This is a genomic window from Saccharopolyspora antimicrobica, assembly GCF_003635025.1.
GTDB classification, from domain to species: domain Bacteria; phylum Actinomycetota; class Actinomycetes; order Mycobacteriales; family Pseudonocardiaceae; genus Saccharopolyspora; species Saccharopolyspora antimicrobica.
Genome location: NZ_RBXX01000002.1, coordinates 3,400,793 through 3,415,488, shown reverse-complemented (window position 1 = coordinate 3,415,488; position 14,696 = coordinate 3,400,793). Strand labels below are relative to the sequence as shown.

The 14,696-nt window shown below is 69.3% G+C and carries 10 protein-coding genes; 3 read left to right on the top strand and 7 right to left on the bottom strand.

The genetic code is table 11. The features are described from left to right. Positions 1 to 157: 157 nt before the first annotated feature. From ATL45_RS16660 to ATL45_RS16630, 4 genes are read right to left on the bottom strand one after another with little or no spacing between them, the layout of a single operon-like run. Complete coding sequence (locus tag ATL45_RS16660) at positions 158 to 1,546, bottom strand: ADP-ribosylglycohydrolase family protein (protein ID WP_093155241.1); 1,389 nt, start codon at positions 1,544 to 1,546, stop codon at positions 158 to 160. Next, complete coding sequence (locus tag ATL45_RS38420; protein WP_143121691.1) at positions 1,543 to 7,347, bottom strand: DUF8616 domain-containing protein; 5,805 nt, start codon at positions 7,345 to 7,347, stop codon at positions 1,543 to 1,545. Before ATL45_RS38420 ends, ATL45_RS16660 begins: the two co-directional genes overlap by 4 nt. A 46-nt stretch (positions 7,348 to 7,393) precedes the next feature. Beyond that, positions 7,394 to 7,702: an ESX-1 secretion-associated protein gene (locus ATL45_RS16635; protein ID WP_093155249.1), complete on the bottom strand. Its 309-nt coding sequence runs from the start codon at positions 7,700 to 7,702 to the stop codon at positions 7,394 to 7,396. 33 nt (positions 7,703 to 7,735) lie between these two features. Further along, positions 7,736 to 8,320 carry a YbaB/EbfC family nucleoid-associated protein gene (locus ATL45_RS16630; protein WP_177242010.1) on the bottom strand — a complete coding sequence of 195 codons (585 nt, stop codon included), beginning with the start codon at positions 8,318 to 8,320 and terminating at the stop codon, positions 7,736 to 7,738. 202 nt (positions 8,321 to 8,522) lie between these two features. Here ATL45_RS16630 and pdxR point away from each other — a divergent pair, with 202 nt between their 5' ends. Further along, complete coding sequence (gene pdxR, locus ATL45_RS16625; protein WP_093155252.1) at positions 8,523 to 9,908, top strand: MocR-like pyridoxine biosynthesis transcription factor PdxR; 1,386 nt, start codon at positions 8,523 to 8,525, stop codon at positions 9,906 to 9,908. A gap of 93 nt (positions 9,909 to 10,001) precedes the next feature. Continuing rightward, positions 10,002 to 10,451 (top strand): DUF6319 family protein, encoded by a 450-nt coding sequence (locus ATL45_RS16620; protein WP_093155253.1) that lies wholly within the window; start codon positions 10,002 to 10,004, stop codon positions 10,449 to 10,451. A gap of 171 nt (positions 10,452 to 10,622) precedes the next feature. Here the strand turns inward: ATL45_RS16620 and ATL45_RS16615 are convergent, their stop codons facing one another. Then, positions 10,623 to 10,850 carry a hypothetical protein gene (locus tag ATL45_RS16615; protein WP_147452915.1) on the bottom strand — a complete coding sequence of 76 codons (228 nt, stop codon included), beginning with the start codon at positions 10,848 to 10,850 and terminating at the stop codon, positions 10,623 to 10,625. 132 nt (positions 10,851 to 10,982) lie between these two features. Between ATL45_RS16615 and ATL45_RS16610 the strand changes: the two genes are divergently transcribed. Then, on the top strand, positions 10,983 to 12,245 hold the full coding sequence (locus tag ATL45_RS16610) for an SMI1/KNR4 family protein (RefSeq protein WP_093155256.1): 1,263 nt from the start codon (positions 10,983 to 10,985) through the stop codon (positions 12,243 to 12,245). A 558-nt stretch (positions 12,246 to 12,803) separates the two neighbouring features. Here ATL45_RS16610 and ATL45_RS16605 read toward each other — a convergent pair. Next, a complete protein-coding gene (locus ATL45_RS16605; RefSeq protein WP_246025388.1) occupies positions 12,804 to 14,042 on the bottom strand; it encodes a macrolide family glycosyltransferase in 1,239 nt (412 codons plus the stop codon). Further along, complete coding sequence (locus tag ATL45_RS16600; RefSeq protein ID WP_093155259.1) at positions 14,035 to 14,655, bottom strand: TetR/AcrR family transcriptional regulator; 621 nt, start codon at positions 14,653 to 14,655, stop codon at positions 14,035 to 14,037. Before ATL45_RS16600 ends, ATL45_RS16605 begins: the two co-directional genes overlap by 8 nt. Positions 14,656 to 14,696 lie beyond the last annotated feature (41 nt).

Genomic DNA, 14,696 nt, shown 5'->3' with positions numbered 1-14,696 from the left:
GGCTTGATCCGGATCACCTGTTCCAGCGCGGTCACCTCCGTACCCTGCGGTTGGCCCATCCCCTGCTCCGAGTCCGCAACGTTGTGATCCACGACCGGCTCACCTCGCCCGGGTCAGCTTCGAAGCCTGCGGGAGGCACCCACCACGGATCGTCGACTCACCAAGCCGGATACCGGCGCGACCACGCGTCGTCGGTCGGCGGGTTGGGGCTGAACTCCACGAGCGCGTCGTTGGCCAGGGCTTCGATGACGTTCCGGAGTTCGAACGCGCCCAAGTCGTGGGGAATCGCTCTGTCTCCGTATTCCGCACCGACCATGAGCCCGCAGATCGCCCCGACCACCGATCGGTTCTCCGTGTAGTTCATCGCAAGTTGAAGTGCTTCTCGCACGTAATCGCTGGCCAGCGCCGCATACAGCGCGATGGCCAGCGCCTCAGCACCGTCAGCGCCATCTCCGAAGTGCCCGCGCACCTTCGGAACAGGAGCCGGAGACCAGACCGTCTGGGTGACCTTGACCGACTCCTCGATCAACGTCACGGTCTTTTCGCTCCCACGCCAACGCGTCAACTCCTGGTATGCGTTGAACAAGCAGTCTGAGAAGGCCAATCCGCGGAGCTGCTGGTGAAGGATTCCGGCGAGCACACCTGCCGCAAGATAGTCGTCCGGACTGTCGTGGGTGAGCGCCGCAACGTCGGCCGCAGCCGCGAAAACTTCATGCAGTTCGTTCGACCAAATCGCTAGCATCGCCGCCCGTGCAACGACGTCACCACCCCGTGCTTTATCCAGGTTGCCGGCATGCGCTGCTTCGACGCCAAGGCCCGCAATATTGCTGAGCGCAGCAAGCACGCCTGGATTCGGCGTCCGTTCGACGTACATCTCCTCACGCTGGACCAGCCAGCCATCCGGTTCATCGTGATGCGCAGCGTATGGACCGCCGATACCTCGCCACTGCCCTCTGCTTCCTCGCGGAACCCGTTGCGTATAAAGCCAACGTTGGAACGCGTGCTGCACTTCTGGTACGGGGTCGTTGTCGACGGGATTGTTCCTCCGAGCAACGTGAGCCCGGATCAGACCTTCAACACTGAACGCGGACAACTGGGTAAGCGCGGTGGACCGCAGGGGGGATTCTTGAGCTACATATTCAGTCAGCAACTCATCGTCCCGCAACATGACGCTCGGTTCCCAGGACAACCGGCGAACCGCGCCACTAGCAACCGCACTCCCCAGAGCATCGCCGACCGAGGCCGCCAGCATCGCACCCCGAAAACGTCCGTGCGCATCGGGCTCCGGTAGCCATTGCCGCGTATCTGGGTCTCGACCGGATATTTCGTCAACGCGCCGACCGTAATCAGCTTCGGCACCCAACGGGGTGTCGACATCGAGGTGGTGCACATTGTACTCGGATCCTTCGACCCGACCCTCGGGACGGAACTCGCCACGGTGCTCGTGCCGTCGACTCCAGTCTCGATGCCAAACACCGATCTTGTTGCTCCTCCTGGAGCGCACAGACGACGGCCAACCCTTGACGTGAATTTTCTCGTCATTCATCGGATCCTCTTAACCCCGTGCCAGTGGAACTTGCCCGTCGGATCCAGCAGCGCCCGCTTCCCGAGCCATGGCCCGTCATCATGGGATTCGGCACCTTCCAGATCACTCGGCCGCCCGAGGTTCGCAATATCGATCGGACGGGGGAGCTGCGACTCATCTTGAGCATTTCCGATCTGCTTCGCCACAGCCCGCGCATCCAGAAGCACAAAATCTTTTCGCTGGATCTCCCGCGCTAACCTGTCTTTCTCATCTCCCGGCGGCAGCTCGTCGCACCGCGCACGCATGTCGTCGAGATCCTCGGAAGCCACCCGAATCTCCCGGTTCAACCTGGTAAGAACCTCACCCTGAGCCTCTTTAAGCGACTCAAACTCATAACCTTGCCGCGCCCAGGCATATGCCCCGACGTCACTGTTGGCCTTGAGCTTGATCGAATGCACCCCCGAACGGCTGTACAGGGCCTCGACATGCTTGCTGAACTCACGACCAAACCCAGTGCCCCGCACGTGGGGCTCCAAGCTGAGGATGTTATGGAAAGCGATCAACTCTCCGTCGCTGTTGCGACGGTAGTCCCGTGACGCCCACCCAACTTGGACACCATTCGCATCCTTGATGATGGCGTCCACGTGAACCGAATCGTGCGCCGGACCGACAGACGTAACTTCAAATCGCAGCGCCCCGAAATCGCCATTCATTGACTTCCTGAAACCATCCAAGATTCGATCTTCATCGATCAAATCACCTTCAGCAGGCACCAGATCGTCAATTCCGATCGGAGAATCACTTGCATCGCCCTGAACTTCAGCGTCACCATGGTCTGCCCCAACCGACTCAGACAGGTCTGAATCACGGCTGGACCCGTTGCGCTGATAGAACTCCTCACGACTGCCCACACGCGGCAGGTCGTCGCCGACCCCGTAGGTAGACGGCCGCGGAGGGAACGAGCTGGATGAACTCGCCCACTTCGGAGTTTCAGTCCGATCACCAGAGTTCTGCGGGGACGAACTCCCGCTGCGTGACGACATCGGCTCTGGACCGCTTACTCGCGATGAAGATGAATCTGCCGGTTTGGATTCGCCGCCAGCCGTTTGACGCTGTTGCGGTGAGTCGAAGGCTTGGGAGCCTCGCGGGCCGAAACCACCGTCAGTGCGAGGCCCGAACTGGCCGGGCTGCTGGGTCGATTGGACCTGGCGAGGGCCGCTGACGTCCACAGGTGGCGTGTTCGTCCGCTGTCCACCGGGTGCCTGGCGCGGGCCTGAGACATCGAGCGGCGGAACGTTGTTCCTGGGGGTCGAAGGCGCACCGGGAGTCGGACCGCCGACGTTCGGGCGTGGGGCTTGTTGCCCTGGGCCACTCGGGTTTTGGCGGGGACCCGAAACGTCGTACGGCCTCGGTGCTGGTTGACCGGGCGGTTGCGGGCCTCGGGGGCCGTTCTGGTGCGGGCCGATACCCGGGGTGTGCGGTCCCTGGGGGCCCGGGCCGTTGAAGGTCGGGCGGCCGCTCTGTTGGGGCATGCCCTGCGGTTGTTGCTCGCCGCGCGGGGGTGGAGGGGTCGGTCCGGACTGCTGCGGACCGCGTGGGGGCTGAGGCGCTGGAGGGTTCGGTTGTCCGGGACTTTGTTGGGGCATGCCTCCTTGGCGCTGGGGCTGCGGGGATCCGCCGCCCTGCGGGTACTGCTGGCTTTGCTGCGGCGGTCCCTGCTGAGGTGCGGGTCCGCTGTACGGCTGCTGGCCAGGCTGCGGTCCACCGAACGACGGCTGGCCTTGCTGCGGTCCGCCGTAGGACGGCCGGCCCTGCTGGGGGCCGCCGTAGGACTGCTGGGGGCCGCCGAATGATGGCTGACCGGGCTGGGATCCGCCATAGAGCTGCTGACCTTGCTGCGGCCCACCGAAAGATGATTGGCCTTGCTGCGGTCCGTTATAAGGCTGCTGGCCCTGCTGAGGTGCGTTGTAGGGCTGCTGGCCGGTTTGCGGTCCGGTGTAAGGCTGCTGGCCCTGCTGAGGCCCACCGAACGATGGCTGGCCCTGCTGGGGCCCGCCGTACGGAGGCTGGCTCTGTTGGGGCCCGCCGTACGGAGGCTGGCTCTGTTGGGGTGCGCCGTACGGATGTGGGCTGCTCTGCGGGGGTGGCGCGAAGGACGAGTACCTCTCGCCTGTGACCGGGTCCGCTTCGAAGGTGTCCGGTTTTGGCTCCCTGCCGAACATCTTGCGGACCAGGTCGCCGAAGCCGCGTTGTTCGGCGTTGTGGGCTTGTACTCCGTGGCGGACGAATTCTGGTTCGTGGCCTGGGGGGAAGGGGCTGTCGTGGACCGCCTTGGTGCCGTCCGGGGCGAAGCTGACCCATTGGCCCGGTTCGTCGAGCTTAGGTTGGGGTGTGCCGGAGGCGTCCGCTTCGAACTTCGCTCGCGAGTCGCTCGCGTACATGTTGCCGAAGTTGTCGACCCAGGCGTCCTTGTTGGGCGCCAGGACTTCGACGCCGAGCTCCTCGGAGAGCTGCTGGGCGAAGTTCGGGGATCCGTCGGGCATGTCCGCGCCGGTCTTGCAGGACAGCAGGCGGACCGGGGTGCCCGGGTCGTAGCCCGGGGCGGCCTTGATGATCTCGGCGAGTTCCTTGGCGGTGAGCTGCTGGCCGCGGAACTCCACTCCGTCCGGGCTGCCGTGCACCTCGACCGTGAAGCGCTTCGGGTCCACGGCCGGTTTCGGCATCCGGTCGTAGTAGTCCCGGTCGCCGATCATCGTCTTCGGGTACGGCACCGCCGACAGGCCGGACGGCGTGTTTCGGATGCCGATGTAGCCGTGGGGATCGTTGGGGTCTCGGAGCTTGCTCTCCAGCTCCGGCGAGACCTTGATCCGCTCGAACTCGCCTGCGCGGCCGATGTCCCACCGGTGCTCGGTCGGATTGGCAGGCGGACGTTCGGCGGCCATCGACTCCGAGGTGGAGTACTTCTGAGCTTCCTGGTCGGGCTTGGTGGTTTCGCGGGTGTTCTCGGGCGTCCGCTGCGGCCCGCCCGGACGCCACTCGCCCTCGGCGCCCCGGGCGTTCGAGAACGAGTCGGGGCGCATGTTGGAGTGCTGGCCGTCGACGCCCGCGTGGTGCGGCTTGGGGGCGTCCGGGTGCACGCGGACGCCGTCGTGCGGGTGGCGTTGGCGCGGTGCGTTCGGGTCGGCGTCCCGACGGTTGTTGCGGGGCGGCGCATCCGGCCGCGACGGACCGTCGGGACGAGGCGAATCGTGGCGCGGCGGGCCGTCCGGGCGAGGCGGGGCGGGCTGGCGCGGGGCGTCCGGGTGCTGGCCCGTTCCGTTGGGGCGTGTATCTGGGCGCGACGGGGTGTCCGGGCGCGCGGGACCGTCTGGACGACCGGAAGGCGCGTCGGGGCGTGACGTGCCGTTCGGGTGCGTTGACGTGTTCGGGCGGGCCGGGTTGTCGGGATGTCCCTGGCGGGGCTGGGAATTCGGCGCGTCAGTGCGCGGCGGACCTCCCGGGTGCGGTGCGTCCGGACGGGCCGGAGCGTTCGGATGCCCAGGGCGAGGGCTCGGTGCGTCCGCACGCGGCGGGCCGCTGGGGTGTCCGGGCGCGCCCGGGCGCTGTGGAGCGTCCGGCCGCGGGCCACCTGCGGGCGGAGTGTTCTGCCTGGGCGGGCCGTCCGGGTGTCCGGGGCGAGCGGGCGCATCCGCGCGCGCCGGGCCGCCCGGGTGCCCGGGCCCTGCGGCCTGCGGTCGCGCGCCCGCCGGCGGACCGGCCGGACGCTGTCCGGCCTCGCCGCCCGGTCCACGCCGCTCCGGCGTCGCCGTCCCGCGCCCTCCCGGGCCCTCCGGTCCCCGCTGGCGCGGAGCCTCGGGCCTCCCGGCTGCGCCGGGGCTTCCCGGCGTACCGGTCCAACCGGATCCGCCGCGCCCGCCGCCTCCGGCGGTCGGCGTACCGCCGCCTCCCGGTCCTCCGGCGGCTCCGCCGCCGACCGGCCCGGCGCCTGCTCCGCCAGGTGCCGATTGATCGGAGCGAGCGGGCGGTGGCCCGGCAACGGGTGCCGCAGGACCCATCTCCGGCGTCCTGGACGGCGCATCCACAGTCGCCGACGAAGTGGAGGCCGGGGTGTTCGGGTTGTAGCCAGCAGACCCGCCGGGCGTGCCGAAGCCCGAGGCAGAGCCTCCGCCCGGAGGCGGCCCGCCAGCGGTGCTCCCACCCGAGAACCCCGAGCCGCCGCCGACCGGCGCGCTGCCCGGACTCGCGCTGCTGGGGTGCGGGCCACCGGCGTTCCCACCACCCGGATTCGAACCGCCGGGATTCCCACCGGAGCTCACGTTCTCGGAGTGCGAACCGGTGGTCCCACCCGAGTGCGAGCTGCCGGGGCTCGGCGCATCCCCAGTCGTACCAACGTGATTCGATCCGCCGGTGGGCGAACTTCCGGGGTTCGGTCCATCCGGAGCCGTGCCGCCGGACCCACCCGCGTGCGAACCACCAGCAGGCGGCCCACCCGCGTGCGAACCGCCGGGATTCGTCCCGTCCCCGGCAGAACCGCCGGGCCCACCGGAGCCGTCCGGCGTCGACGACCGCGGCGAATCCGGCGTCCCGTGACCATTTCCACCACCGTCCACTAAGGACGAGGTGCGCGGCTGCTCACCGGATCCGGACGGCGTGTCCCCACGTCCGGGCGCGTCGGTTCCAGCACCGTCGCCATGCGACGAGCCAGGACCACCGGTGGGCGAACCAGGTCCGTCACCGGACGAGCCCGGCCCGCCGGTGGACGAGGCCGGTCCACCCGTGGGCGAGTCGGGGCTCGGTGAGCCCGGGCCCGGGTCGGACGAGCCGTTGCCGGAGCTGCGGGGCTGATCCCCCGAGTCGTCCCCACCGCCGCCTGGCGCGTCGGGGCCGCCGAACTTGGCGTTGTGCTTGCCCACGACGTCGGTGCCGAAGACGTCGTCGACCTTCTTCCACGTCTTCTCGGCGAGCTTGTCCGACAGCTTGCCCGCGATGTCGACCTTGTCCGCGAGGTTGCTGACGCCGTCGAAGGCCTTCTTGCCCATCTTGCCCAGGGCCTTCATCACGTCGCCGAAGACCTCGGCCATCTTGGCCAGCTTCGGCGCGACGTTGCTGATCGTCTTGACCAGCTTCTGGACGATGTCGGCGATCTTGCCCACGGTCTTGGCGATGAACGCGACCGCCTGCGGCACCACCCACGCCAGCGAGACGAGCGGCGGGGCCAGCGCCTCCAGCGCGTAGGTGATCAGCCGCGAGATGCAGTCGGCCACCAGGTCGCGGACGAACTCGCGGACGAACGAGACGACCTCGCCCATGATGGTCACGACCGAGCTGATCGTGTTGGCCAGCTCGGCGGCGGCGCCGAGGGCTTCGCCCTTCTCCGCGGCGTGCTTGCGGTAGGCGTCGCCCGCCTGGCCCGTCCACTCCGCGGTGTCGGACTTGACCGCGTCGTTGTACTGGGTGGCGGCCTGGCCGACCGCCTGAGAGACGTTCGCCCAGGTCTCCCCGTACGCCTTGACGCCGTCGGGGTCGCCGGCGAACCAGTCCAGCGCCTCCTTGAGCGGTTCGACGTGCTCGATCAGCCAGGACAAGCCGTAGGACAGCAGGGTGCCGATCGGGTCGACGGCCATGCCGACGACTTCCAGCGCCGCGCCGCCGTAGGCCAGCCCGGCCTCCACCCAGCTGGAGCCCTCGTTGAGGCTGCTGATGTCGTTGATCGACTCGGCGATGCCGATGCCGGTGCCCCACCCGGCCTCACCGGTACCCGCGGTGAAGATCCCGGGGCCGTCCGGATTCTCCTTCTGCTGCGAGACGAGCGGGTTGCTCATGCGCGGCCCCCTGGGGCACGGCTGAGCAGGGTCGACACGGCGCTGCTCATACCTCGATGCTCCCGATCGCGTCGCTGTTGTCGTCGTCGACGGCCTGGTAGTCCTCCGCCGCGCCGCGCACGTTCTCCGCGACCTCCTGCATGGCTTCGACCGATTTCTGCAGGGTTTCGATGCCGTACTGCTCGACCGGGTCGATCATCCAGGCGAACGGGCGGCACAGGATCCCGTAGGCGTCGTTGTTCAGCGAGACCTGCTGCGACGCGTCGACCGCCACGTTCAGCTGGTCCACCACACCATCCACTTTGGACGCGTGGGAGCGCAGGTTCTCAATGACGACGTTCATCTCGTCGGGCATCGCAGGAGCTTCCTCGGGTCGGGCTCGGCGGGGTCAGCGCAGGAACGAACCGCTGCCGAAGTCGTCGTCGTCGAAGTCGTCGGCCGGGCGGCGGGGCGGCTGCTGCTCCCGCGGCGGCGCGGCGGGCCGCTGCGGTGGCACCGGGGCCTGCCTGCGCTGCGGCTCCTCGTAGTCGTCCTCCATCGGCACCTGCATCTCGCGCAGGTTGCTGGTGCGCTCCGGCTCGGGCTCGTCCTCGGGCGGTTCCGGGAAGTACTTGCGGGCCTGACCGAGAACGTGCTGGGCGGCGGTGTCCTCCAGTCCGACGGTGTCGGCGACCGCCTGCTGCATCAGCTCCGGGATCTTCGCCTGCGCGGCCTGCACCATCCGCATGATCTCGGCGCCCAGCTTCGCCATCGGGCGGTTGCTCGCGGCCTCCAACAGCTGCAGGGACTCCAGCATGCCGCCGGAGCCGACCGTCACCTGGATGGCGCCGTCCTTGGACGACTCGGTGGCCGAGATCTGCTGGATCTGCTGCTGCATCCGACCGAACTTCTCGGCCTTCTCCGCAGCCCTCTCCTGCCACTCGCGGACCATCCGCTCAGTAGCGCCGATGTCCCTACCGAAATCTTCCGGCACGTCGCTCCCCCACAACGCTCAACCCCACGCCGCATCGCGGCTCAAGATCTGCCGCAGCTGGGCACAGTATCAACGGCGGACCAGGCGCGGGGCCGGATTCGGCAACCAAGCGTGTAGTGATGATCACCCCGGGCCATTACCGGACATTTCGGCGATCGCCACCCGTCCGCGGTGGCAGTGGTGGGTACTAGGGTCGGGAGGCGTGACGGTTGGATGGTCCCCTGCTGATCTGGGCTTGGCTCGGGGACGGCCGGACAGCCGCGGGTTGGCCGAGGCGCTGCGCACTGCGATCCGCGACGGGCTGCTCCCCGCCGGTTCCCGGGTGCCGTCGACCCGGGTGCTGGCGCAGGAGCTGGGCGTCGCGCGCGGCACCGTGACCCGCGCCTACGACCAGCTGATCGCCGAGGGCTTCCTGCTGTCCCGGCAGGGCGCTCCGACCACGGTGGCCGAGCGGCTCGCCGAGCCCGATCCGGTCGATTCCCCGCCGAACCCGGCGCCGGCCGCCGCGCGGTGGGACTTCCGACCCGGGCGGCCGGATCTCAGCGCCTTCCCGCGCCGGGACTGGCTGGCCGCGAGTCGGCGGGCCATGCGGGACATCCCCGCCGACGACCTCGACTACGGCGATCCGCAGGGGCACCCGCTGCTGCGCGAAGCGCTCGCCGACTACCTCGCGCGGGTTCGCGCGGTGGCCACCGCGCCGGAGCGGATCATCGTCTGCAACGGCTACACGCAGGCGTTGTCGCTGCTCAGCAAGGCCCTTCACGACCAGGGCGTGGACTCGATCGACTTCGAGGACCCGTCCGCGCCGCAGCTGCGGACCATCCCCGCCAGCCTCGGCATGGCCGTGCGCGGCGTGCCCGTCGACGATGACGGCATCGACGTCGCGCAGGTGCGCAGCGGGGCCGTGGTGGTCACCCCGGCGCACCAGTTCCCGCTCGGCGTCGCGCTGAGCTCCGCGCGGCGGATGGCGCTGGTGCAGCGGGCCAAGGACGAGGACCTGCTGGTCGTCGAGGACGACTACGACGGCGAGTTCCGCTTCGACCGGCAGCCCATCGGCTCGCTGCAGGGCATGGCGCCGAACCACGTCGCCTACGCGGGCACGGCCAGCAAGACGCTCGCCCCGGCGCTGCGGCTGGCGTGGCTGGCGCTGCCTCCGCAGCTGGTCGGGCCGGTCCGCCGGTTGAAGATCCACAGCGGCCTGCACGCGCCGCTGTTCGAACAGCTGGCCATGGCGGAGCTGATCCGCTCGGGCGCATACGATCAGCACGTCCGCCGATCGCGCGCGGCGTACCGGAAGCGGCTGGAGCTGCTCACCGCCGCGCTGGACGACCTGCGCGCGAACCACCGGCCGCACCCGGCCGGGATCTCGGCCGGACTGCACGTCACCTTGCAGCTCGACCCGGAGGGACCGACGGAGCGAGAAGTCCTGACCCGGGCGCGGGAGCACTCGGTGGAACTTGAGGTACTCGGGCCGCACTGGGTGCGCGCGGGAGACCACCCACCCGGCGTGGTGGTCGGTTACGCCGCTCCGGCGGAGCACGCCTTCCGCCCCGCGCTGCAAGCACTGGTCGCCGTCCTGCAGCGGTGACCCGATCGGGCGGACGCCCGGTATGTCCACAGCACACCAGGGGAACACCTGTTCTATTCTGGTCTTCCCCGCAGCGAGACACAGGAGACACAGTTGACCGAGGAACAGTCGAGCACCGAGAACGCCGCGACCCAGCCCGAGTCGGCGCCGTCCCCGGTCGAGCCGACCGCGGACGCCCCGGCCACCCCGCAGCCTCAGCCGGAGGCGGAGGCGGCACCGGCCGAGGAGGCCCCCAAGAAGCCGCGGGCGCGCAAGCAGAGCACCGCGAAGAAGACCCGCACCGTCGAGCTCACGCTGACGGTCACCGGCACCGCCGACGGTGAGTGGCAGGCCGACCTGATGCACGCCGGCAAGCGCGTCGTGCAGAGCCTGCCGGTCGCCGCCGCCGCGGTGTCCAAGGCCGCCGCCGAGCTGCACCAGGACATCTCGGACACCATCGAGGGCGTGATCAACCAGGCCCGCCAGCAGCACGAGGCCAAGCTCGCCGAGCTGGAGGCCGAGGTCGAGCGGGTCCGCAAGGCCCTCGCCGAGCTCGAGAGCTGATCACCTGACAGCCGGGTGCGCCGTGTCGGCCCCTCGACGACACGGCGCACCCGCGCCGCCGGCCGGAACCGACCGCCGCCACCGTAACCCGCAGCAGAGCGCGATCGGCAACCCGAAGCGCCCCACAACCCCGGCACCCTGCGAAAACACGCTCCGAGCGCGATCACCCGATCACCACGGGTAGCAGCGCCGCCGAATCTCGCGGCCGCTTTCCGCGCCCACCGCAAGGGCGCCCTGCACCGGCTGCGGACTCCACGGCACACCTTCGCACCAGACCCGCACCGGCCTCAACCGCACGAGGAGCGCGCACAGGAGCAGCAGCACGCCGGTGCCCGATCCCAGCAGTAACGCCGTCGGCGGATGCGCAGGACGCAGCATCTCGTTCTGTTGGTTCACCACGGCCAATCCCCATCAACGCGGTCATTCCTGCCGCCGCACGCCGTAACGAGCAAAAGCCCCGATCGACACCAAAACCGCCCACCTCACACCGATGCGCCGAACAGCGTCGGAGGTGGCCACTAGTTTCCGGACATGACCGCACTTCCCGCTGTGAACGAACCGACGCTCTACGAGATCGACGACGAATTCCTCGTGCCCGACCGGGGCGACGAGCAGGAGGGGCCTGCGAACGCGGTGCCCGCCGGTGATCCGGACGAGGCGGTGCGCCTCTTCCACGAGTACCGGCGGCGGGTGGCGGAGATCCTCGGATTCGAGGAAGAGCTTCCCGAACCTGCGACCGAAGAGGATCTCGCCGATGCGGAGGAGCGCCTGGGCTTCGAGTTCCCTCCCGACCTCCGCGCGCTCTACGGCATCGCGGACGGCGAGGGCTACGAGATCATCAATCCCATCTTCGACAGGCACCCGTGGCACTCGCTGGAGCACATCGGCGACGAGGAGGAGGACTGGCTGCTCGCCCTGGACTGGGAGTACGAGCCGCAGCGCCGCGTGGTCTTCGACTCCGAGCCCTCGAACGCCGTCCGGCGCTCGGTGCTGCGACCGGGCTGGATCCAGTTCGCGAACGACACCGGCGGCAACTGGCTCGCCGTGGACATGGACCCCGGCCCGGAGGGGCGTCCGGGGCAGGTCATCGCGATCGGCGTCGACTACTCGGACGGGCCGCTGTACGTCGCCGACTCGGTGACCACGCTCCTGCGCCGCCAGGTGGAGGCGCTGGAACGCGGCGACTACCGCGTGCACGACCAGAGCATCTGGATCGAGGCCGACCTGCCGAACGGTCTTGCGGTCGACAGCGAGCGCACCTGGTACACCGACGGCGCGTCGGCCGACGCGGAAACGGAGCAGGCGCGCCCTCAGGTGCAGAAGGTCAGGGTGTCCGACGTTGACGACCTCGCCTTCCTCGCCGCAGTCCCCAACGTGCGTTCGCTGTCGCTGTCAGGCGGCGGACCGCTCGATCTGAGCCCGCTGCGCGAACGTCCGGTCGAGTACCTCGAACTCGAGCTGGGTGCCGCCGACCTCGCGGGCCTGGCCGGTCACCCGGAACTCCGCTCGCTGTCGGTGTCCTCCACCCAGCCGGTCGACCTGGCCCCGCTGCGGGCGGTGCCCCGCCTCTGGGCGCTGGACATCGCGGACGCGTCCATCGCGGACCTCACCGCCGTGACCGAGCTCGAAGGCCTGCGCTTCCTGGAACTGACCCACGAGCAGTGGCTGGAGCTGCGCGACGACCTGCCGCCCCTGGCGGTCGTCGGCATCCACCCGCACCGGCCCGAACGAGAATGGCCCCTGAGCACCCGCTGGGACACGGAAACAGGAGAACCTCCGCGGCTCGACCCCTGATCACTCGTGAATCGCGCCCCATCCCGGCACCGCTCCGGGCTGGGGCGCTGTCGCGTGGCGCGTTGGCGACTCCGCACGGAATTACCCCTGCGCCGCTGATCGAACAGTGGTGAACCTCCGCGATTTCGGTTGAAATTGGATTCTCCCCACCGCGAGGTGCCGTCGTGGACGCGACGAATCCAATTTCAATTGAAATCGCTGCACCACCCAGGGTGACCACCTGCCGCTGTGTGCCCGACCCGGTCCGTGCCCGACAGCACTCTGGTGACCAGGTCTTCTCAGCATCACCGCTGATCCTTCAGTGGTGATACCGGACTAACGTTGCGGGGTGTCGTGCGACTGTGAACGGGGTTGCGTCGGGTTCAAAGCGGTAGGTGGTCACCTTGAGGGGTGTAGCGATTTCAATTGAAATCGGATCTGTTGCGTTGTTGACGGAGCCTGCGGTGGCGGAAATCCGATTTCAACCGAAATCGCGGAGGTTCACCGCCTCTCGCTCGGAGGCTTGGGGTCTCGTCCGGCTGAGGGAGTACGGTCACTGCCCGAAAGGCCCCAGGTACCTCAGTTGTCGTTCAGAGCTGTGGTTTTGAGGAAGTTCTGGATGTGGTCGGCTGCTGTTGGGGCTCCGCCTCCTTCGCTGAGGGTGGCTCCCAGATGGCGGGCCGCGGTGCGGTGGGTCGCGTCCGTCAGGGCTCGGCGGACCGCTGCGCGCAGTTCCTCCGGTGGGACCGGGCGGTTGGAGAGGCTTTGACGGAGGACGGTGGCCGCGCCTCGGTCCGCGATGGCCTTGCCGATGAGGAGTTGTTCCGCCTGCTGGGGGACGACGACGAGCGGGACTCCGCACGCGAGGCCTTCCAGGGCGCTGTTCATCCCTCCGTGCGTGACGAAGGCCGCCGTCCTCCGGAGCACCTCCAGCTGCGGCACCGAGGGGCGGAGCAGGATGTTCTCCGGTGGCTCGCCCAGCAGGGCCGGGTCGGAGCGGGAGCCCGTCGCGAGCAGGGCGCGGATCGGCAGGTCGCCCAGCGCCTCGAAGCAGGTGCGGAAGAAGGCTTCGGTGCCGGTGTGGAGCGTGCCCAGCGACACCAGGACCAGCGGGCCGGGGCCGTCCAGGAACCGCGCCAGCTCGGGGTCGAGGCGCTGGCCTCCGGCGGAGATCGTGGGCCCGACGAAGTGGCAGGTGGCGTCGATGCTCGGGCTGGGCGGCTGCATCCACTCCGGGACCGGGAAGATCGTCAGGTCACCGCGCATCGGCAGACCTCCCGACGGGTAGGTCTCCTTGCCGAACCGCCGCTGCACCCGCCGCCGCGTCGCGATCGGGCCGGTGACGTTCGGGATGATCTCGCGGAGCATGCGGCTCCACTCCCGGAAGGTCATGCCGGGCATCTCCTTGGTGCCGATCATGACCGTGGTCATCAGCGAGATCATCGGCAGGCCCAGCTTCGCCGCGGCCATCCGGCCCCAGAGCGCGTTGGAGTCGAACACGACCGCATCGGGCCGTTCCGCCCCGAACTCGGCCAGCAGGAACGGGACGAACTCCTCGGCCGCCTTCAGCACCTCGCCCGCCACCCGGACCGGGCCGCCGAGCCGGGTGGCCTCCGCGATGGTCGCCGAGCCGAACACGTCGCGCGGGTACTCGCGGAACTCGCAGCCCGCCGCCTCGACCGGCTCCCGGAACTCGCCGCCGGTGTAGTAGGTGATCCCGACGCCCCTGCTGGTCAGCTCGCGAACGATCGGCAGGCTCGGGTTGAGGTGGCCGTAAGCCGGCATGCCCGCCAGGGCTATCCGGGGGTTGTCATTCATCGCCGTGCTCTCCTTCGCTCGCGGGGCGGTAACCGACCTGCTGGAGGACCTCGGCGAAGTAGGCCCTGATCGCCTCTTCCCCGCTGTCGTCCGGGTTGACGCTCACGTAGTGCACCGCGGCACCGGCGAGAACCTGTTGCAGCACAACGGGGTCCGCGTGTGGCGGCAGCTCGCCCAGCCGCTGGGCGCGCGCCAGTGCGGCGAGCGCGGCCTCTACGCGGCGCCGGCCGTGCGCCTCGGCGTAGGCGTGCAGCAGCGCCGGGAAGTCGTCCACCGCCGCGTAGAGGCGGCGGAACAGCTTCCGGTCGCGAGGACGGCTCAGCTGCCCGGCCAGTCCCGCGATCATGCTGTCGAGGTCCGGCCACTCCACCGGCTCGGCGTCGCGGTACTCCCACTCCACCGCCCGCACCAGCAGCGCGGTCAGGTCCGGGAAGCGCCGGTACACCGCGTCCCGGGTCACCCCGGCCCGCTGCGCCACCTGCTTGATGCTGACCTGGCCGACACCCTGCTCGACCAGCAGGTCGATCGCCGCGCCGAGGATCGCCTCGTCCACCGCGGCACTCCGCGGCCGCCCAGGAGAACGGGCGGCCGGTGCTTCGTCGTTCGAGCTCATGCCAAAACAATACACGACAGATCTGTATTGTTTCGAACGAC